This is a genomic window from Nitrospira japonica, from assembly GCF_900169565.1.
GTDB lineage: Bacteria > Nitrospirota > Nitrospiria > Nitrospirales > Nitrospiraceae > Nitrospira_C > Nitrospira_C japonica_A.
In genome coordinates, this window is the sequence record NZ_LT828648.1 from 2,258,161 (window position 1) to 2,279,188 (window position 21,028).

The 21,028-nt window shown below is 61.6% G+C and carries 19 protein-coding genes; 16 read left to right on the forward strand and 3 right to left on the reverse strand.

Translation table 11 applies throughout. The features are described 5' to 3' along the window. Positions 1-46: 46 nt before the first annotated feature. The 3 genes from ureB to NSJP_RS10940 all read right to left on the reverse strand — a co-directional run bounded on the left by ureB (position 47) and on the right by NSJP_RS10940 (position 1,952). Complete coding sequence (gene ureB, locus NSJP_RS10930; RefSeq protein ID WP_080886933.1) at positions 47-478, reverse strand: urease subunit beta; 432 nt, start codon at positions 476-478, stop codon at positions 47-49. A 51-nt stretch (positions 479-529) separates the two neighbouring features. Next, the gene (locus NSJP_RS10935; RefSeq protein ID WP_080886934.1) at positions 530-832 is read right to left on the reverse strand and encodes an urease subunit gamma; all 303 of its coding nucleotides are present in this window, start codon (positions 830-832) and stop codon (positions 530-532) included. A gap of 70 nt (positions 833-902) precedes the next feature. After that, positions 903-1,952, reverse strand: coding sequence for an urea transporter (locus NSJP_RS10940; protein ID WP_197685400.1), 1,050 nt, complete (start codon positions 1,950-1,952; stop codon positions 903-905). Between the two features lie 298 nt (positions 1,953-2,250). On the opposite strand from NSJP_RS10940, the gene NSJP_RS10945 reads away from it, so the two are divergent. The 16 genes from NSJP_RS10945 (at position 2,251) to NSJP_RS11020 (ending at position 21,010) form a co-directional block, all read left to right on the forward strand. Then, a complete protein-coding gene (locus NSJP_RS10945; RefSeq protein WP_080886936.1) occupies positions 2,251-4,026 on the forward strand; it encodes an NAD+ synthase in 1,776 nt (591 codons plus the stop codon). A 71-nt stretch (positions 4,027-4,097) separates the two neighbouring features. Continuing rightward, on the forward strand, positions 4,098-5,375 hold the full coding sequence (locus NSJP_RS10950; RefSeq protein WP_197685401.1) for an ammonium transporter: 1,278 nt from the start codon (positions 4,098-4,100) through the stop codon (positions 5,373-5,375). Positions 5,376-5,523: 148 nt separating this feature from the next. Beyond that, positions 5,524-5,862, forward strand: coding sequence for a P-II family nitrogen regulator (locus NSJP_RS10955; protein ID WP_080886937.1), 339 nt, complete (start codon positions 5,524-5,526; stop codon positions 5,860-5,862). Between the two features lie 4 nt (positions 5,863-5,866). Next, on the forward strand, positions 5,867-8,545 hold the full coding sequence (glnD, locus tag NSJP_RS10960) for a [protein-PII] uridylyltransferase (protein WP_080886938.1): 2,679 nt from the start codon (positions 5,867-5,869) through the stop codon (positions 8,543-8,545). Positions 8,546-8,589: 44 nt separating this feature from the next. Further along, positions 8,590-9,999, forward strand: a complete 1,410-nt coding sequence (gene glnA / locus NSJP_RS10965) for a type I glutamate--ammonia ligase (protein WP_080886939.1) — start codon at positions 8,590-8,592, stop codon at positions 9,997-9,999. Positions 10,000-10,339: 340 nt separating this feature from the next. Continuing rightward, positions 10,340-11,653: a CmpA/NrtA family ABC transporter substrate-binding protein gene (locus NSJP_RS10970; RefSeq protein WP_197685402.1), complete on the forward strand. Its 1,314-nt coding sequence runs from the start codon at positions 10,340-10,342 to the stop codon at positions 11,651-11,653. 9 nt (positions 11,654-11,662) lie between these two features. Beyond that, on the forward strand, positions 11,663-12,715 hold the full coding sequence (locus NSJP_RS10975) for an ABC transporter permease (protein ID WP_197685403.1): 1,053 nt from the start codon (positions 11,663-11,665) through the stop codon (positions 12,713-12,715). A gap of 3 nt (positions 12,716-12,718) precedes the next feature. Continuing rightward, positions 12,719-13,585, forward strand: a complete 867-nt coding sequence (locus NSJP_RS10980; RefSeq protein WP_080886941.1) for an ABC transporter ATP-binding protein — start codon at positions 12,719-12,721, stop codon at positions 13,583-13,585. 52 nt (positions 13,586-13,637) lie between these two features. After that, positions 13,638-14,078, forward strand: a complete 441-nt coding sequence (gene cynS / locus NSJP_RS10985) for a cyanase (RefSeq protein WP_080886942.1) — start codon at positions 13,638-13,640, stop codon at positions 14,076-14,078. 381 nt (positions 14,079-14,459) lie between these two features. Next, the gene (locus tag NSJP_RS10990) at positions 14,460-15,680 is read left to right on the forward strand and encodes an ammonium transporter (protein WP_080888569.1); all 1,221 of its coding nucleotides are present in this window, start codon (positions 14,460-14,462) and stop codon (positions 15,678-15,680) included. Positions 15,681-15,762: 82 nt separating this feature from the next. Then, entirely contained in the window at positions 15,763-15,993 is a 231-nt protein-coding gene (locus NSJP_RS10995; protein ID WP_080886943.1) for a hypothetical protein, read from the forward strand. Next, positions 15,993-17,159: an ammonium transporter gene (locus NSJP_RS11000; RefSeq protein WP_080886944.1), complete on the forward strand. Its 1,167-nt coding sequence runs from the start codon at positions 15,993-15,995 to the stop codon at positions 17,157-17,159. Before NSJP_RS10995 ends, NSJP_RS11000 begins: the two co-directional genes overlap by 1 nt. A gap of 2 nt (positions 17,160-17,161) precedes the next feature. Continuing rightward, positions 17,162-17,608, forward strand: coding sequence for a QcrA and Rieske domain-containing protein (locus tag NSJP_RS11005; protein ID WP_080886945.1), 447 nt, complete (start codon positions 17,162-17,164; stop codon positions 17,606-17,608). Positions 17,609-17,662: 54 nt separating this feature from the next. Next, positions 17,663-18,691, forward strand: coding sequence for a cytochrome b (locus NSJP_RS11010; protein WP_080886946.1), 1,029 nt, complete (start codon positions 17,663-17,665; stop codon positions 18,689-18,691). 31 nt (positions 18,692-18,722) lie between these two features. Continuing rightward, positions 18,723-20,147, forward strand: a complete 1,425-nt coding sequence (locus NSJP_RS11015) for a multiheme c-type cytochrome (RefSeq protein ID WP_080886947.1) — start codon at positions 18,723-18,725, stop codon at positions 20,145-20,147. An 80-nt stretch (positions 20,148-20,227) separates the two neighbouring features. After that, positions 20,228-21,010, forward strand: a complete 783-nt coding sequence (locus tag NSJP_RS11020) for a CBS domain-containing protein (RefSeq protein ID WP_080886948.1) — start codon at positions 20,228-20,230, stop codon at positions 21,008-21,010. The last annotated feature ends 18 nt before the right edge of the window (positions 21,011-21,028 follow it).

Consider the following 21,028-nt stretch of genomic DNA (forward strand, 5'->3'; position numbering starts at 1 on the left):
TTCTCGGCCCTCGCGGCCGATTAGTATCCCGTGCCGGCGTGTCTCATCAGGGCTTCTTGTTCTTCGATTTGAAGCCGCGTTCGTTGGCGCGCTCCAATCCCTTGTCGAGATTCGGCCTGTAGCCGGGGGTGGGGCCGGCGCCGGTCCAGCCGTCTACCAGATTGTTGAATCCGTGGATCCGTTGCTTGCCTCCGAACGGGACGAGCGTCACTTCCTTCTCGTCGCCCGGCTCAAAACGCAAACCTGTCGATGCCGGAATGTCCAATCGCTGCCCAAATGCCGCTTTCCGGTCGAATTCCAGGGCGCGATTGACCTCGAAGAAATGAAAATGAGAGCCCACTTGGATGGGGCGGTCGCCGGTATTGCGCACCTTGATCTTGACGGTCGGCCGTCCCGCGTTGATTTCAATCGGTTTGTCGGAAAGGACATAGCCGCCGACAGGCGTCTTGGCCGAGGCGGGTGGTTTTTGCGTAGCCATCTTCCTTGCTCCTCTGTGGGGTTGAACGTGCGTGCGGCAAAGTCTTTCCAATTACTGGATCGGCCCGTGAACGGTCACCAGGCGGCTGCCGTCCGTGAACACGGCTTCCAACTGGACCAATGGGATCATCTCGGCCACGCCCTCCATGACGTCATCCCGCGTCAACGTTGACCGGGCTTCCTTCATTACCTGCTCGAGCGACTTGCCTTCTCTCGCGCCGTCTAGGGCGGAGGCGGTAATCACCGCCACCGCTTCCGGGTGATTCAGCTTCAAGCCTTTCGCTTTCCGCTTCAGAGCGACCTCGGCCATCATGTAGATCAGCAACTTGTCCATTTCTCTGGGCGTGAGATGCATGGGCGACTCCTTTACGAATGATGTCCCGAGACGGGACGGATAGCAGTCTGAGACAGGGTCTCCTGGTCGGTTACTTTCGTTGGCGCTCTCGATACCTGCGCAGGTTGTCCTCCGGCGTCGTGGCATCAGCCGGCGCGACTGGAATCAAACCTGGGAGGCCATTCATCGCGAGGAGCATCAGCCAGGTCACGAAGACAAAGGCGGAGGTCAAAACCGGCATACCGGACGGCTCCAAAAAGACGCCGAGCGAAGCCCAGACGCGCGCCGTGACCAAGACGCCGATAACTGTATAGATGAAGCTCTGCCAGTTCAAGACGAGAAACATGCCGCCGAGCGCCATGGCCGTCAGCGCGGCGTTATAACCGAACAGGCCGTCGCGGATGGCCTCGTCATGGGCTCCATAGAACATCGCCGTGACGACGGCCAAGGTCGATCCCATGAGCGCCATGGCGGCGCCGATTCGGGTGTTGATCGCGATTCCGATCAGAATGACGATGCCGGTCACCCAGTTGTCCTGGAAAAAGATTTCGGCGATGCCCATCGTGATGCCGTGAAACCAGGTGATGCCGGTATAGTCCGGCCTTGGACCTGTAAAGTCCGATGGTGAGGTCGGCTTGAGCGCATTGGAGACGTCGATCGTCGTGAACGAGAACAAGGCGCCGAGAAAGAACCAGGTGGCCAGCACGAACGGCATCGTCAGCCCCGGCACTTTATGGGGACCGAGTATGGCTCCGAAAGCGGGGACGATCACGGCCGTGAAGGCCGCACAGAGCACGATGTAAAGCCCGAGATAGAGATTGGGCGGCGCGCCCGTCGTGAAGTTGGGGCTCGTGTAGGCGACGAGTGCAATGGCGATCAAGGCTCCATTGAATCCGAAGAGCCCGTCCTTGATCATGCCTTTGTCCGCCTTGAAAAACAGCGCGGTCGCCGTGCTGATGATTGTTCCGAGCAGGCATACGGTGCCGTAGATCCAGGAATTGTAGAAAATCCCGGCGAGAATCACGGCTCCCGAGAGCGGATTGTTCTGGAAGACCACCTGGCCGATGCCTCGCAAGACCCAGTCAAGGAACCCGAATGACGGATGGTCTCGAAACTGGTCTTGAAAGGCAGTCGATGCCACGGAGCCTCCTCTGGGCTTTTTTGACGAGCCCATCTCTCTTCGCCGGGTCGATTCTAGCCAATCGATAGGGGCGCAGTAACTGTTAATTTTGACAGGCCTGTCACCTCATCGGTCTGCGAGATACCGAGCGGTGTGCAGCGAGGATACCGTTTGACAGGTCGAAGGGTCGAATGGTACCGTGGCGCCAGTTTTTCGGAGACAACGGAGTCTCCAAATCGGACTTTCTCGAACACAGGACAATGACGTCCTCGATCCCGCCCCCAGGGGTTGAGGGCGTTTTTTTTTGGGAATTGACCGGATGCGCACGTTCCGCATCGCCATGGTGCAGATGAACCCGACGGTCGGCGATTTGGGTGGCAATGTGCGACGTATTCTCCGTTGGCTGCGCGAAGCGCGTAAGGCAAAGCCCGACCTCGTCGCGTTTCCTGAGCTGGCCGTCACCGGATATCCTCCGGAGGATCTTCTGCTGAAGCCGAAGTTCGTCGAGGACAATCGTTGTGCCCTGAACGAGGTTGTGCGCGCCGCGAAGGACGTGGTGGCCGTCGTTGGCTACGTCGGTCAGGGCGACTCCGCCGGTCACCATCCGCCGTCGTCTCCGGTCGTGGCGGCGGGACGGCACGACATCTACAATGCCGCCGCGCTGTTGGCCGGGGGGCGGCTGGTGACGACCTATGCCAAGCGGCATTTGCCAAATTACGGCGTGTTCGACGAGAGCCGGTATTTCACGCCGGGGCGCAGGTTGCCGCTGGTCACGATCAACGGCACCGCCGTCGCGGTCAACATTTGCGAGGATATCTGGCTGCCTCACGGCCCCACGAGACGACAGGCCGCGGCCGGGGCAGAAATCATCGTGAACATCAACGCTTCCCCCTTTCACCTCGGCAAGAGTCGCTCGCGCGAACAGATGCTGGCGACCCGCGCCAGGGATAACGGCGTCATCGTGACCTATACGAACATGGTCGGGGGACAGGACGAATTGGTATTCGACGGCCACAGTGTGGTGCTCGACCATACGGGGGATCTCGTCGCCAGAGCGAAGGGTTTCGAAGAAGATCTGCTGGTCGTGGACCTGAACGTCGAAGCGGTGGCCAGGTCCAGATCCGCCGGAGGCCGGGCGCCGCGCACGGAGCCGCCGGCCGCGATGTCCGTCGAGAGGGTCGTCCTGGGACCCAAGCCCCGGAAGAAACAGTCCAGGGTCGTCGCACCGGTCGAACCCCTTGCCGATCCGTTGGACGAGGTCTACGAAGCATTGACCATCGGGGTGCGCGATTACGTGAAGAAGAACGGATTCAGGCACGTGCTCATCGGACTGAGCGGCGGCATCGATTCCGCGTTGACGGCCGCGATCGCCGTGGATGCCCTGGGAGCGGACAACGTGCTGGGGCTGTTCATGCCGTCTCCGTATACGTCGCGCGAAAGCCGCGAAGACACGATCGAACTGGTCCGGCGGCTGGCCATTCGGATGAAGACACTGTCGATCAGTCCGACGTTCAAGACGTATCTCAGAACGTTGGACGGGGTGTTTGCCGGCGCGAAAGCCGACACGACGGAGGAAAATCTCCAGGCCCGCATCCGTGGAAATCTGTTGATGGCGCTGTCGAATAAGTTCGGCCACTTGGTCCTGACGACGGGCAACAAGAGCGAGATGAGCGTGGGCTATGCCACGTTGTACGGCGACATGGCCGGCGGGTTCGCGGTCATCAAAGATGTCCCTAAAACGATGGTCTACGAGCTGGCGCATCGCAGGAATCGTCGAGGTGGGCAGCCGGTGATTCCCAAGCGGATCATCGACCGCGCGCCGACGGCGGAGTTGAGAGACAATCAGAAAGACGAAGACAGTTTGCCCCCGTATGCCGTCCTGGACCCCATTCTGAAGGCCTACGTGGAGGACGACCGGTCCGTGGAAGAGATGGTGGACATGGGCTTCGATCGCAGGACGGTACTGCGAGTCGTGGCGTTGGTGGACCGCAGCGAATACAAACGCCGCCAGGCGCCGGTCGGCATCAAGATCACGCATCGGGGGCTTGGCAAGGATCGCCGGATGCCGGTGACCAACGGGTATCAGGGGATGTAGCGGCGGCATTTGGGCAGAAGCGCGTCAGATTCACGGGTCGATTCGTGCGACCATCGTCAGCGGGAGGCGGTATGAAGAAATGGAGATTGTTCATGTGGACTGTCGCGGCCACGTTGCCCGCATGGACGGCCGTCGCTCGCGCGGAGGACGCGCTCGGGGCGGTTCCCGCCGCCGGCCTGCAAAGCGGCGACATCGCCTGGATGTTGGCGGCCTCGGCGCTGGTGACCGGCATGATCGTCCCGGGGCTGGCCTTCTATTACGGAGGATTGGTTCGCAGCAAAAACGTCATCAGTACGATGGTCCAATCCTTCGGGATCCTGTGCGTCGTCAGCCTGATCTGGATCCTGTTCGGCTACAGCCTCGCCTTTGCGCCGGATCGGGGAGGGGTCGTCGGAGGGCTCGAATGGATGTTGCTGTCCGGCGTCGGCGCCTCGCCGAATCCCATGTATGCCCCCACGATCCCCCATCAGGCCTTCATGCTGTTCGAGCTGCTCTTTGCGGCGTTCACTCCGGCGCTGATCGCCGGGGCGTTCGCTGAACGGATCAAGTTCGGCTCGATGCTGCTGTTCGCGGGGCTGTGGTCCGCCGTCGTCTATGCGCCGCTGGCCCATTGGCTGTGGGGCGGCGGCTGGCTGATGAAGCTCGGGGCGGTGGACTTCGCCGGTGGAGCGGTGGTTCACGTCAGCGCCGGGTTCAGCGCCGTGGCCTGCGCGATGGCCGTGGGAAAACGGCGGGGCTGGCGGACCGATTACATGGCGCCGCACAACCTTCCGTTCATTCTGCTGGGTGCGGGCATGTTGTGGCTCGGCTGGTTCGGCTTCAACGGCGGCAGCGCGCGGGGAGCCAATGCCGTGTCGGTCAACGCGATCGTCGTGACGCATCTCACGGCCGTCTCCGCCGCCATGTCCTGGATGGTTGCGGAATGGAAACATCGCGGGAAACCGACGGTCCTGGGCATCGCCAGCGGGGCGATCGCCGGCCTGGCGACCTCGACGGCGGGAGCGGGATTCGTGGGGCCGCTGGCGGGCGTGGCGCTCGGGATCGCGGCCGGATTGTGTTCCTACCTGGCAATTGTTTGGAAGGGAAAGATCGGCTATGATGACACGCTTGACGTGATGGGCACGCACGGCGTCGGCGGAATTCTCGGCATGCTCGGCGTCGGGCTGTTCGCCGCCAACGGGCATCTTGCAGTTCAGCTTGTCGCCGTCGTCGCCTCCGGTGCCTATTCCTTCATCGGCAGTTATGCGCTCTTGAAGCTGGTCGACGGAGCCGGCGGCCTTCGTGTGACGCCGGAAGAGGAGTCGACGGGGTTGGATTTGACGCAACACAACGAGCGGGCCTACTCGTGATGCTGAAAATATCGTCCAACTGCGTTCTCAGTCGCGTGGACTCCTCGCGTACGCAAGAACGTACGCTGCGGGGTCCCCGCTCCTTGCGGCCTTGTTGGACCGACATTTTGAGCATCACCCTATCTCGTCTTTGGTCTGGAGGGGAGACATGAAACTAGTTGAAGCGATCATCAAGCCGTTCAAGCTCGACGAGGTGAAAGATGCCCTTCTGGAGATCGGCGTCCAGGGCATGACTGTGACCGAGGTCAAGGGATTCGGGCGGCAGAAGGGACACAAGGAAACCTACCGCGGCCAGGAATACACGATCGAATTCGTGCCCAAGGTCAAATTGGAAGTGGCCATTCAGGACAACCAGGTGCCCCGCGTGCTGGAAACCATCGCACGGGCGGCCAAGACGGGCAGTATCGGAGACGGGAAAATCTTCGTGCGTGATTTGAACGCGGCGGTTCGCATCAGAACCGGCGAGACAGGGGAGACCGCCCTGTAGACACATGGATCAGGACGCATCGAGGACATTGCTGTCGGAAGTCCAGCCGTCCGCGCTGGGCGCCCTGCTCGAGGAACACCGCCGTGCCGTGGCGCAACGGGTCATGGGCGAGGCGTCGGGCGCCGAGACCCTTGCCGCCATGACCGAATTCGTCGACGGCCTCATCGTCGGCCGGTATCGCGACGCCGTGAAGCGCGGCGGCGACGAGTCGGCCGCGGTCGGCTTCCGCCAATGCTGCGTCGTGGCGCTGGGCGGCTACGGCCGGCGCGAATTGGCTCCCCATTCGGACATCGATCTGATGTTCCTCTTCAAGCCCGGTTCGGACAAGGCCGTCGAGTCACTGGTCCGGGCGGTGCTCCATCCACTCTGGGACTGCGGATTTCAGGTCGGCCACAGCGTGAGGACCATCGCCGACAGCATCGAACTGGCCGAAGCGGACTCGACCGTCAAGACGTCCATGATGGAGGCGCGATTTCTGGCCGGCAGTGCGGATCTCTTTCAAGATTTTCACCGGCGGTATCTGCGCAAGGTGGTGGCGAAGAATACCGACGTCTATCTGGATCAGAAGCTCGAAGAACGCCGCCGCGAGTACGAAAAATTCGGTGAGACCGTCTACTTGCTCGAACCGAACGTCAAGAAGAGCAAGGGAGGGCTTCGGGACCTGCACCTGCTCCAATGGGCGGGCATGGCCCGGTATCAAGCCCCCACGATCAGGGAGCTGTCCGACCGGGGCATTCTGTCGAGGCCGGATATGCTGGCCCTCGCCGAGGCGCGGGATTTCCTCTGGCGGGTCAGGGCTCTGTTGCACGTCCATGCGGGAACGGCCCAGGAGATCCTGACGTTCGACGAACAGGTCTGGCTTGCCGGCCACTTCGGTTATCAGGATCAGCCGCACCTTCTGGCGGTCGAACAGTTCATGCAGCAGTACTACCAGCATACGATGGGGTTGCATGAACGCTGTACGCGGTTTGTGGAACGATGCCGGAGCGTGCCGTTCTGGCACCGTGTTGCGCGGCTGTTGCCGGCTCCCCGGGTGGAGGACGCATTCGTGATTCGCGCGGGCGTGTTGACGGTGGCCGAGGAACATCGCGCGAAGGTCCTGGAGGATCCGGCTTTGCTGCTGCGCCTGTTCGATCTCGCCCGCGAGCGGCATGTGACGATCGAGCCCTCCCTGCTGGAGGACATTCACCGGCACATCGGCCACGTGGAAGCCGGTGTGTATCGTGCCCCGGAAGTCAGCCGGATTTTTCTGAGGATTTTGGCCGGACCGGGGACGACCAAGACACTGGAGGCCATGCATCGCGCCCATCTCCTCGAAAAGCTGGTGCCGGCGATGGGCACGGTCCGCGGGCTCATGCAATTCAACCAGTATCACAAGTACACGGTCGATGAGCACAGCCTGCTGGCGGTCGGCCGGGCCGAGGCCCTGGCCGGAGAAGCGGGCTTGCTGGGCGAGATCTATCGGAGCATCAAGCGGAAGGACATTTTGCATCTTGCGGTCCTGATGCACGACTTGGGTAAGGGGCAGGAAGAGGATCATAGCGACGTGGGACGGCGCCTGGCCGAAGAGGTCGGCGTCCGTTTGGGATTGGACGAGCAGGACCAACGGACGTTGTCTTTTCTGGTCCATCGGCATCTGCTGATGGCCCACACGGCGTTCAGGCGGGACCCCAACGATGAAAAGGTCGTGCTGCCCTTCGCCCGGGAGGTCGGAACTCCCGAGGTCTTGAAGAAACTGGCCGCCTTGACCGCGGCGGATATTGCGGCGGTGGGACCGGGAGTGCTGACCAAGTGGAAAGAGTCGCTGTTGATCGAGCTGTACGAACGGACGATGCCGGAGTTGTCCGGTGACCGGGACGCCCTCTGTTCTCCCGGAAGGTTGGCGCAGGTGGCGGAGGAAGTCGTCGGCCTTCCGCTCCTGGCCCAACGGACCGACGTCGACCGTGCCTGGGTCGAGGCGCAGTTGAAGCTGTTTCCCGAGCGGTACGTCCATGGTACGGTGCCGGCCCGTATTGCCGCCCACCTGTCGGCGGTCAAACGTCTTGTGTCCGGCGAAGTGGTCATGGAGTCCGGCTTCAACCCTGAATTGGGGATTTGCGAATATACGGTTATCACGCACAATGATTTGACGCCTGGAATTTTTTCCAAGATCGCGGGAGTGATGGCCGGCAGCGGGCTGCAGATCCTGGACGCCCAGATTCTCACCAGGGAAGACGGGATCGTCGTCGACACGTTTCAGGTGACGGATCCGGACTATCAGGGAGAGCCGCCCGCCGAGCGGCGGCTCACGGTCGGAGAGCGAATCGCGGCAGTCCTGAAGGGATGGGAGCACGTGGACGACGTGGTGCGACGGGGCGCGCGCCTGAAGCTCACCCGTCCGCTCCCGAAAGCCCGGGAGGCGACCGAAGTGCGGCTCGACAACGAAACATCGGACCGATGCACCATTATCGACGTCTTTGCCGACGATCGACTGGGTCTGCTCCATGTGATGACCAATGCGATTTTTCAGCTCGGTCTGTCGATTCACGCGGCGCGCATCTCCACCAGGTTGGATCAGGCCGCCGACGTGTTCTACGTCACGGACCTCTCGGGCAAGAAGTTGTCCGATCCGGTCCAGCTGGAGCGGGTGCGGGTGGGCGTCGAACAGGCCATCGAAAAGTTTCTCGCCGTCAAGGCGGCATAGCGCGAGTCGTCGGGCAACGTCAGAATGTTTGAAAGGAGGAGGGAATGAACGTTCGCGAGGTGTTGGAGTTTGCCAAAAAAAACAAGGTCCAGGTGGTGGACCTCAAATTTGTCGACTTGATCGGCACGTGGCAGCATTTCACGATTCCGGCCAGCGAGTTGACGGAAGACCTGTTCAAAGACGGTTCAGGGCTGGACGGGTCGTCCATCCGCGGATGGAGAGCCATCAACAACAGCGACATGCTGGTGGTGCCGGATCCCTCGACCGCATGCATGGATCCGTTCACCGCGGTGCCGACCTTGAGCCTCACCGGCAACGTCATCGACCCCATCTCGCGGGAAAATTACGAACGCGATCCCCGCTACATTGCCCAGAAGGCCGAGAAGTATCTGCAGAGCACGAAGATCGGGGACATCTCCTTCTGGGGACCCGAGGCGGAGTTCTTCATCTTCGATCATGCGCGCTATGACCAGACCGGACACAGCGGCTATTACTTCATCGACTCCGAAGAGGGTGTCTGGAACATGGGGCAGGATGGCGTCAACCTGGGCGCCAAGATCCGCCACAAGGAGGGGTATTTCCCCGTTGCGCCGACCGATACCCAGCAGGACATCCGGACCGAGATGATCATGGAGATGGAGAAGGTGGGCATCGCGGTGGAAAAACACCACCACGAAGTCGCGACCGCCGGTCAGGCCGAAATCGACGTGCGGTTCGATTCGCTGCTCAAGATGGCCGACAAGATGATGATGTACAAGTACATCGTCAAGAACGTGGCGCGCCGTCACGGCAAGACGGTGACCTTCATGCCCAAGCCGATTTTCGGAGACAACGGCTCCGGCATGCACACGCATCAAAGCATCTGGAAGGACGGCAAGCCGTTGTTCGCCGGCAAGGATTACGCCGGGGTGTCGCAAATGTGTCTGTATTACATCGGCGGCATCCTGAAGCACGCTCCAGCCTTGGCCGCCATTACGAATCCGACCACCAATTCGTACAAGCGTCTGACGCCGGGATTCGAAGCGCCGGTGCTGCTGGCCTATTCCAGCCGCAACCGTTCCGCGGGCATTCGTATCCCGATGTATTCGCCGAGCCCGAAGGCCAAGCGGATCGAAGTCCGGTTCCCGGATCCCGGCTGCAATCCCTATCTGGCCTTCGCCGCCATGCTTATGGCCGGGCTGGACGGCATCGAGAACAAGATCAATCCCGGCGAACCGGCCGAAAAGGATCTCTACGACCTCGAGGCGAAGGAAGCGGCGAAAATCCGCACCATGCCCGGAAGCCTGGACGAAGCGCTGAACAATCTGGAGAAAGACCATAAGTTCATGCTCAAGGGCGGCGTGTTCACCGAGGATGTGATCGAGGCGTGGATCAACTACAAGCGGACCAAAGAGGTGGATCCGATGCGGTTGCGGCCGCATCCGTATGAGTTCTTCCTGTACTATGACGTGTAAAGCGCCGTCGGACGATAGGCTTGACGCCGTTCCGATAGTCGTGATACACATACTACCCAGTCGATCGTAAACAAGGGCGTTTGCGGTCGCTGACATAAGGCACACGGACAAAGGCGTCCGTCATTCTGCAAAGGATGGCGGGCGCCTTTTAGTTTTTCGGCCGGCCGAGGAGTCTTCCAGGAAGGTCTCCTCCGCGGCTTCGGTGACTGCATCAAGACAGCATTAGACGGGTCGGCGGAGACTCGTCGCTCTTGGACAAAGGCGTCCTTCCCCGATGAGGGGGAGGACGCCTTTTGTGTTTGAAGCGCTTGTACCCAACGAATTGGAAAAGGAGCAGACCATGAACGAACCAACGCCACCGCGAGTGCTCAGCCCGGCGCCGGACGCGCTGTCGCCCGACGAATATTTCGATCGCACGCTCGAGCGGTCCGTCGCCGCCGCGGTGTTGAATGCGGCCGATCCCACGCGCCGTCAAGTCCTTGCGGGGTTGGGGGCGGCAGCCCTGACGGCGCTGATCGCCGAGCTGTTTCCCCTGGGGAGCCTCAAGGCATTCGCCGCGGATCCGGTCGGCAAGCCTGAAAAAACCGACGTGAGCATCGGCTTCATTCCGATCACCTGCGGCACGCCGATCATCATGGCGGAGCCGTTGGGGTTCTACAAGAAGCACGGCCTGAACGCGTCGGTGAAGCGGGCCGCCGGCTGGGCGATGATCCGCGATTGGACGGTGAACGAGGAGGTCGACGCGGCGCACATGCTCACGCCGATGCCGCTGGCCATCACGCTGGGGGCCGGCTCGGTGCCGACACCCATCTACATGCCCGCCATCGAAAACATCAACGGGCAAGCGATCACACTCCACGTGAAGCACAAGGGCGTGAAGTCCGCCGCCGAGATGAAGGGTTTCCGGTTTTGCGTGCCGTTCGACTATTCGATGCACAATTACCTGCTGAGGTACTACCTGGCGGAAGGCGGCATCCATCCCGACAAGGACGTGCAAATCCGGGTCGTCCCGCCGCCCGAAATGGTGGCCAACCTCAAGGCCGGCAACGTCGACGGCTATCTGGGACCCGATCCGTTCAATCAACGGGCGGTCTACGAGAACGTCGGCTTCCTCTACAAGCTGTCACGCGAGATTTGGGACCGGCATCCCTGTTGCGCCTTCACGGTGAAGAAAGACTATGCGACGGCGCATCCCAATACGTTTCTTGCGATGTGGCGGGCGATCATCGACGCCACGCACTATGCGTCCGATCCCGCGCATCGGAAGGAGATCGCGGCGGCGATCGCTCCGACCAATTACCTGAATCAACCCGTCACGGTGCTGGAGCAAGTTCTGACCGGCACGTACGCGGACGGGCTGGGAAGCATCAAGAAGGATCCGCATCGCATCGATTTCGATCCCTATCCCTGGCATTCGATGGCGATCTGGATTCTTACGCAGATGAAACGCTGGGGACACGTGAAGGGGGACGTCAACTACAAGGCGGTTGCCGAGCAGGTCTATCGCGCGGCGGACTGCGACCGGATCGCCAGGGAACTCGGGTATCCGGCCCACCAAGCCACCTCGATGACTCACGTCATCATGGGGAAAGAGTTCGATCCGAACAAGGCCGAGGCATACGTCAAGGGATTCACCATTCACAGCATGGCATAAGGAGCCGCTATGGAATCCACGAACGACGCAATGGTGTCAGAAACGGCTTCTCCGGCAGGCCGGACCGGGGAGCCCCCCCGGATCATGGTCCGGTCGCTGACGCACCGTGTGGGGGAGTCGTTGAAAAGAGCCGGCATGTCGGCCGTCCGCAGCGTCCACGTCAAAGGCGGTACGTCGGGAGGCCGGGCGGCGGGCAACCCGTGGTTCATCTCGGTCTTCGTGCTGGTGATGTTTCTCCTGGCTTGGCACTTCTTCACGCTGCGCCCGACGTTCGACCCTATCGGATTGACGGAGGAGCAGCTCCAACTCATGGAGTTCAACGGGGACATCGTACGGACGCCGGAAGGTGCCTATGTGTGGAATCCTGAAAAAGAGAAAGTGAAGGGGATTCCCGGACCCTTGGCGGTCGTGGAAAAGGCCCGTACGGAGCTGGCCGAAGCCTTCGTGAAAAAAGGAACGAACGATCACGGCATCGGCTACCTGGTGCTGTATACGGTATCGCGCTTCGGGGCGGGATTTCTGGCGGCATCCGTGATCGCGATCCTGTTGGGCGTCGTCCTCGGGCTGAACAAGGTCCTCTACCGCGCGGCGAATCCGTTCATCCAAATTCTGAAGCCGATCTCGCCGCTGGCCTGGATGCCGCTGCTGCTCTACACGGTCAAGGATCCAAAGTGGACGGCGATGCTGGTCGTGTTCATGGCGGCCGTGTGGCCCACGCTCGCGACGACCGCGTTCGGCGTCAGTTCGTTGAAAAAGGAATACCTGCACGTCGCGTCGATCGTCCAGCTCTCGTGGTTCAAGCGCTTGTTCAAGGTGATTTTGCCGGGCGCCGCGCCCACCATCGTCAACGGCCTGCGCATCTCGTTCGGAAGCGCGCTGGTGGCCGTGGTGCCCGCCGAAATGCTGCTGGGAGAGCTCGGCGTCGGGTACCTGAGCTGGATCGAGTGGAACAATCTCGACATTGCCGGCGTCATCTTCGCCATTCTCGTGGTCGGCGTCGTCGGCGTCGTGCTGGACTCCGGGTTCAATAAATTGGCGGGCCTCGTCACGTATCAGGAGTAACCCATGGCTTTCTTACAAATCGATCACGTCAGCAAGTTTTTCCCCAATCCGTCGGGCGCGGGGCAAGTCTGCATCTTCAGGGATGCGACGATCAAGATCGACAAGGGCGAGTTCGTCACGGTGATCGGGCACTCGGGCTGCGGCAAAAGCACGCTGCTCAACATCATCGCCGGGCTGGAAACGCCGTCCGAAGGCGGCGTCATTCTCAACGGGAGAGAGGCCTCCGGGCCCGGTCTGGACCGCATGGTCGTGTTTCAGAACTTTGCGCTCATGCCATGGATGACCGTGTTCGAGAATATCGCCCTCGCGGTGCGGTCGGCCTATCCCGAGTGGACGGCCGCGCAAGTGTCGGCGCATGTCACGAGATATATCGCCCTGGTCGGGCTCAAGGGCGCCGAGAACAAGCGGCCGGCCGCGCTCTCGGGCGGTATGAAGCAACGGGTTGGACTGGCGCGCGCGTTCTCGATCGAACCGAAAGTGCTGCTGTTGGACGAGCCGTTCGCTCAAATCGACGCGTTGACGCGCGGCGTGATTCAAGAGGAATTGATTCAAATGTGGAACACCTCGAGGAACACCGTCTTCATGGTCACGCATGACGTGGACGAGGCCATTCTCTTGTCGGACCGGATTCTCCTGATGACGAACGGGCCGGAGGCGCGGATCGCGGAGATGGTGCACGTGTCGATCGCGCGGCCGCGGTCGAGGGAAACCGTCATCGACCATCCGCACTATTACAAGATCAGGAACCACATCATCCATTTTCTGGTTCGTCATGCGAAGCACGGAGGTCACTACGGGACGGGGCACCAGGCGGAGTCTGGAGATCCCGTCGTCGTGAACTTCGATGAGGCAACAGTTTCGGCCGGTTGAATCGGTGGAGCAAACAGCGGGTCATCACTTCACTCAAGGAGGGGGCGCCAACATGGACAAGGAATCCGTACGGAAGGCGATTAAGGCCAGGCGACTGGCCAAGAAACTCACGATTGCCGATATTGCGAAGGACATCGGAAGGAACCCCACGTTCGTCGCGGCGGTGCTGCAGGGGAATCACAAGCTGCCGGCCGATGAGGGGAAAAAAGTCGGAGAGTTGTTGGGGCTCGATGCGGATCTGACCGCCTCGTTGAGCAAATTCCCCGTGCGCACGGATTTCCCGAATTCGAGCGATCCGTTCAAATACCGCCTGATGGAAATCATCGGCGTCTACGGCGATTCGATGCGGGAGCAGGCCAACGAGATGTTCGGCGACGGCATCATGAGCGCGATCGATTTCACGCTCGACATGGAAAAGGTGACCGGCAGTCAAGGGGAGGCACGCTGCAAGATCACCTTGAACGGCAAGTGGCTGGAGTACAAAACGTTTTAAGGAGTTGGCCGCGGGGTTTCATCTAAGGAGACGAACCGGATGTCGAATTGAACAGTACGTCAGCACACGGCGTCGGCTGCCGGCGAACCGGGACGAAGACAACGCAGTCTTCCGTTCCCCCTCCGCAGCGGACAACATGCGGACAAAGGCGTCCGTCGTTCTCTTCAGTGGAATGGCGGCGCCTTGTGTGTTTGTGGACCCTGGAGCGAGGCGGAGACGTCGAAGCGGATATCGGGCGGGCGAGGGCGCGGCGGAAAAAAGGAGCGGTTGATGGCGATCATGATCGAACGACGTGCGGCGATAAGTGGGGCGGTGGTCGTAGGGGCGGCGCCGGGAATATTGCCCGGTTGGGCTTGGGCACAATCTGCGCCTCAAGCGTCATTGATCAGCGGAGCGGATACAGCGTGGGTGCTCCTGTCCGCCGCGTTGGTTCTGACGATGATCGTGCCGGGTCTGGCACTGTTTTACGGCGGATTGGTCCGCAGCAAAAACGTATTGGGCACCATCATGCAGAGCTTCGCCATTCTCTGCGTAGTCAGCCTCCTGTGGGTGACCGTCGGATACAGTCTGGCCTTCGGCCCGGACGTGAGCGGGGTAATCGGCGGGCTCGAATGGATCGGTCTGGCCGGGGTGGGGCTGACGCCGCACGCCGTGTACGGTCCTACGGTTCCGCACCAAGCGTTCATGATCTTTCAACTCATGTTTGCGGCCATCACCCCGGCGCTGATCACCGGCGCGTTTGCCGAGCGGATGAAGTTCAGCTCGGTCATGCTCTTCTCCGTGCTGTGGTCCCTGGGCGTCTATTGTCCGGTTGCCCATTGGCTGTGGGGAGGGGGGTGGCTGGCGCAATTGGGCGCGTTGGACTTCGCCGGCGGCGCGGTGGTGCATGTCAGTTCCGGAATCAGCGCGCTGGTCTGCGCGCTGGTGCTGGGAGCCCGTCACGGATACGGGACGGATTATATGGCGCCGCACAACCTGCCATTGGTGCTGCTGGGGACCGGTCTCCTGTGGTTCGGCTGGTTCGGATTCAACGCCGGGAGCGCCTTGGGGGCCAATGAAACGGCCGTGGTGGCGTTTGTGGCGACCCATACGGCGGCGGTGACAGGGGCGCTGACGTGGACGGCGGTCGAATGGTGGCACCGCGGCACGCCGACCGTGCTGGGCCTGGCGAGCGGGGCCATTGCCGGGTTGGCGATGGTCACACCCGGGGCCGGCTATGTGAGCCCGTTGTCGGCCCTGCTGATGGGCCTCGCCGCCGGCAGCCTTTCCTACCTCGCGATCATGAAAAAAGGGCGGTGGGGCTATGACGACTCGCTGGACGTCGTGGGCATTCACGGCGTGTCGGGCGTCGTCGGCGTGCTTTTGACGGGTCTGGTCGCCTCCAAGGCCGTGAATCCTGCCGGGGCCGACGGGCTGGTCTTCGGAAACGTCGCGTTCTTTGCGGCACAGACGCTGACGGTGGCGGTCGTGGGTGTGTACTCCGCGTTCGGCACGTGGGCTGCGCTGAAGATGGCGGACCGTCTCGTCGGGCTGCGCATGCAACCGGATGAGGAGCGCATGGGGTTGGATATCAGTCAACACAATGAACGGGCCTATTCATGAGGTTGGAAAAGGCCAACCCACCTGCGGCCTTGCGAAGGTCCTTTTTGAGCCTCATGCGATCCATTGTCGGAAAGGAGGAGCCATGAGCATCATTCGGGAAGATAGAGTCGAGGCGACGATCTGTGAAACGCGTCTCAAGGACATATTGCGTGAGAAGGGGCCGCAAACGCTCGATGCCCTCTGCGCGATGCCTGATTTCGGCTGGGCGCAAGCGCTGCTCGCCGTCGATCATCTCAGCCGGTCGCATGAGATCGTGCTCAAACTGATCGCGCCCCGCGAGTATCAAGTGTCGCTGGCCGGGGAAGCCCTGTGATGGAGTCGACCGTGCACACCCTGTGGCTGCTAGCCTCGGCGACGCTGCTGGTTCTGACCGTCACCGGCATCGCCCTGTTCTACGGCGGGATGGTGCGAAAGAAGAACGTGATGAATACCATGGCGTTGCCGTTCGCCGCCCTCGCGCTCGCCTCGATCGCATGGGGGCTCGTGACCAACCTCACGGGATTGGGGCGGGACATGGAATCGTCGATCGGCCAAGCCGCGATCGGTCCGCTGTGGTCGGCCTATCACGGGATCATGGCGGCGATTGCGTTGGCGTTGGTTGCCGGCGGCATCGTCGAGCGGCTCCGCTTTTCATTTTTTCTCCTCTTCGGACTCTGTTGGATCGGAGCGGTCTATGTACCCCTGGCATGGTGGATCTGGGGCAACGGCTGGCTGGCGTCCCTGGGATGCCTGGACTTCGCCGGCGGGGCCGTCATCCACATCAGCGCGGGCGTCAGCGCGCTCGTGCTGGCCCTGGTGGTCGGGCCGCGCAGGGGCTATGGGCGGATCGACATGATGCCCAATCACCTGCCCCTGTCCTTCTGCGGCGCCGGGCTCATGTGGGTCGGCTGGTTCGGCTTTACCGGAGCGGCGGTATCTGCGCCGATGACCACGGTGACGGGTGCGTTCGTGGCGATTCACCTCTCGGCGGTGACGGCGGCGCTTTCCTGGGCTGCGGCCGAATGGCTCCAGCGCGACAAACCCACGGCCCTGGGAGCGGTAAGCGGAGCCGTGGCCGGATTGGTGGCGGTGTCGCCCGCCGCCGCGTATGTCAGTCCGGCGTCTGCGTTGGTGATCGGCCTCGGGGCGGGGAGCCTCTGCTACATGGTGGTGAACTACGTGAAGCTCATTCTGGGCTACGACGACTCGCTGGACGTCTTCGGGATGCACGGGGTCGCGGGAACCTGGGGAATGATCGCCACCGGTCTGTTCGCTTCGACCGAGGTCAATGCCGCCGGGAACGACGGGCTATTCTTCGGCTATCCCTATCAATTCTTCGTCCAGGTCGTCGCGGTCTGCGCCGCCTGGGCGTTGGCCGGGGGCGGGAGTTGGCTGTTGTTGAAGGGGCTCATGTGGTTCGTGGATCCGCGAGCGGGCGACGAGGCGGAGACGATGGGATTGGATCTCCATCAACATGGAGAGAAAGGTTATACGGGATAACCATGGCGATCATTCACGACGACGTCGGGCGCCGACGGTTTCTCAGCCAGGCGGTGATGGGATTCGGGATGCTGTTCGGCATGGGCACCCTCGGTTTTCGATTTGTCCAGTTTCTGCTGCCGAACGGAGCGCCACGGCAGCCGGAGACCGTGCTGATCGGATCGGAGTCCCGTATCCCGCTGGGTGAAGCGGTTCCCATGGATCTCGGAGGCCAAAAGATTCTGGTGCTGCGGACGGAAGGCGGGGTCGCCGCCTTTTCCAGGCGCTGTACCGATCTGGGTTGTCTCGTGTCGTGGAATCGGGAACGGGAACAATTCATCTGTCCGTGTCATCAGGGCACGTTCGACAAGACGGGGCTCAACATCAGCGGGCCGCCTCCGCGGCCGCTGGACCGGCTCGACGTCGTCAAACGCGGCGATCAGCTGTACGTCAACATTCAGAGCACGTAATGCGAAGAGTATTGGATCGTGATGGTTCAACATTTCTTCCATCAGGGGTAGTCAATGGCCGTCGACACGGTAAAGACCGAAAAAAATGACGTCGGTACGGATAAGTCCTGGGTGGACTACATCCAAAAGGACCTGCCGGAACACCTGGAATGGTGGCCCTACACCCTGGGCGCCATTCCCCTGACGCTGTTCGGGATTTTGGTGACCACCGGCCTGTTGCTGACGTTCTACTACGTGCCGGCTTCCGATCAAGCCTACGAGAGCGTCGATCAGATCACCCACGAGATCTATCTGGGCTGGTTCGTCCGCGGGCTCCACAAGATATCCGTGGATCTCATGATCCTGTTCCTGTTGTTCCATGTCATCCGGGTGTTCATGACCAGGGCCTATCAGGGCGGCGGCGAGCTGAAGTGGGTGAGCGGTTCGATCGTGTTGTTCGTCACGCTGGCGATGGGATTCACCGGATATTCGCTGGTCTACGACAACGTGTCCTATTGGGGCATGACGGTCGTGACCAACATGGTCGGAACGCTGCCGGTCGCCGGACGACCCCTGCTGCATCTGCTGCGGGGCGGCGAGGAGGTGTCGGGGGTGACGCTCCTGCGGCTGTACGACCTGCATACCAAACTCCTGCCCGTGCTGCTCGGAGGATTGGCGCTCGGACACGTGGTGACGGTGCGTCTGCTCGGCTTTACGACGGTGGCGGGAAGCCGGGCGTTCCATCCGTTCTATCCCGAACACACGATGAAGATGGGTGCCGTCGCGGTGGGATTTCTCCTGTTCATGGTGGACCTGGTCATGATCTTTCCGCCGACGCTCGGCCCGCCGGCCAATTTTCAGGAGGTGGCCTCCGACGTCTCGCCTCCCTGGTATTTCTCGGCGCCGTTCATGTGGATCTCGTTGCTGCCTGGTCCGCTGGCCCTCTGGAGCCTGATGGCCGGCGCGGGACTCTTCGTGGCCTATCCGTTCGTCGATCGCGTGCTGGCCGCGCGCGGATGGCCCATGACGTTCATCAACGGGGCGGTGGCCGCGGCGGCGGTCGGAGCGATGGTGGTGCTGATGTATCTGGACTTGCAAGGTTAACGACAGGAACACAGGAGGCAGAAGGACGCACATGGACGAGCCCGTGACGGTGTCAGGCGAGGATTCCGGCGCATCCGAGCATGCGAGCGACGGCAGAAGGAATTTTACGCGATACATGATCGGAGGATTGTGTCTCGTGCTCTTTCTGGCCCTGACAGGCGTCGGATACGTCCAGGTCGAGGAACGTCGCGGCGGCGGCATCAGGCCTTTCGTGTCGGCGGACAACAAGAAGTGCATCGATTGCCATACGGCGAAGGACGTGGGCGTCGGCGTCATCAACGACTGGAAGGTCAGCCGCCACGCGCCGAAGGGGATCGGGTGCGTGGAGTGTCACCGGGCCGAACACGGCGACGCCGACGCCTATGACCACGAAGGATTTCTCATCTCGACGCTGGTGACGCCGAAGGACTGCATGCGCTGTCACGATCGTGAAGCGAAAGAATTCGGCAAGTCTCACCACGCCAAGGCGGCGCAGTTCACCGGGTCGCTCGACAATTTCCTGGGCAACGTCGTCGAAGGTCCGGAGGTCGTCACCACCGGATGCGCCGGCTGCCACGGAAGCGTGGTGAAGGTCCTCGACAAAGGCAAGCTGCATCCGGCCACCTGGCCCAACAGCGGGATCGGCCGGGTGAACCCGGACGGCTCCAAGGGGACGTGCTCGGCCTGCCATGCGAGGCACAGCTTTTCGGTCGCGCAAGCCAGGCAGCCGGAAAGCTGCGGCCGGTGCCACATGGGGCCGGATCATCCGCAGATCGAGGCCTACTACGAGAGCAAGCACGGGGTGCTCTATGAGGCAAACAAGGAAAAAATGAAGCTCGCCGAGCCGGCGGAGAAGTGGCGGCCGGGGAAAAATTATCTCTATCCGACCTGCGCCACCTGCCATATGGGCGCGACAGGATCGCAAGAGGTGACGCACGACGTGGGGGACCGGATCAGTTGGACCCTGCGGCCGGTCGTCTCGACGAGGCTCGAGAATTTCGAAGACCGGCGGAAGGCCATGAGGCAGGTCTGCGCCTCGTGTCACAGCGAACAGATCGTGGAGCGGTTCTTTATTTCGATGGATCAAGGCATCAACTTGTACAATGACAAGTTCGGCAAGCCGGCGAAGGAGGCAATGGACAAGCTGACGGCCATGAAGAAGATCACGCCTACGCCGTACGACGAAAAGATCGAATGGGTCTTCTACGAGCTGTGGCACCACGAGGGACGCAGGGCCCGGCACGGGTTGTCGAAGATGGCACCCGACTATGTCCACTGGCAGGGCTTTTACGAAGTGGCCAAGAGCTTTTACACGAAGTTTCTGCCGCTGGTACGGGACCTGTCTCCGCAAGTGGCCGAGGAACTCCTGCGCAATGAAGGGCACCGCTGGATCGAGCGCGGCATGAGCAAGGAGGACATCTCGCAGATGTTGGAATTTTACGACAAGGAGATGCAGGGGAAGCGCGGCGGCAGCTGATCGACACTGCCGGCAGGTCCCCTTGAGCGTGCCGGTCCGATGGGGTATCCTGCTGGCCCAACACTGGAGACGAAGAGACTATGCCACGACGTAGCAGGACCGGGTTGCAACGGGCGGACATTCTGGAGCGGTATCTGGCGCGGTTTCGCAAGCAGCTGGGAACGTTTCAAATGTTCTTGTCCCGCAAACGGCCCTCCATGCCGCTGGAGGACTTTGACGAGGCCGCCGAAGAACTGATCAGCCAGGTCTACGGCCAGGCGTCCGACGAAGTGGAAGCCTACTTCTATGCGAAGAGCGGCGAAGCGGCAAATTTGCCCGAAGAGGCCCAGGAAAATGGGACGCACGACGTCGAACGGGAAAGCTTGCAGCAGCGCCGGCAGGTGCTCGAAAGCTGCTTGTCCGATTTGGAAATGCGCTACCGGCTGCAGGCCAAACGACAGCCGGGCGCCAACGGCCAGGCGATGGGCAAGCGGACCGTGGAGGACTATATGTCCCACGAGGTCCACAGTATTCACCGGGCCGCCACCATCAAGGAAGCGGGTCGGTTGCTGCAAAAATACAAAGTCGGTTCCCTCATCGTGGACGACGGCTCGCGGTACATCGGGATCGTGACGGATTCCGACCTGAGCCGCAAAGCGGTCGCCAAGGGCCTCGATCCCAATACCACGGCGGTTCTGGCCTGCATGAGCAAGCCGGTCGTGTCGATCGAGGAGACCGAGCCGATTTCGGAAGCCCTCGGCTTGATGAAACAGGAAAAGATCCGACATCTCGCCGTCACGGCCGACCGGACGATCATCGGAGTCCTGTCGATTTCCGACGTGCTGCGGGCGTACGAAGAAGTGACCGGGTCACCTGCCAGCTGATACCTCATTGCCTCGGCC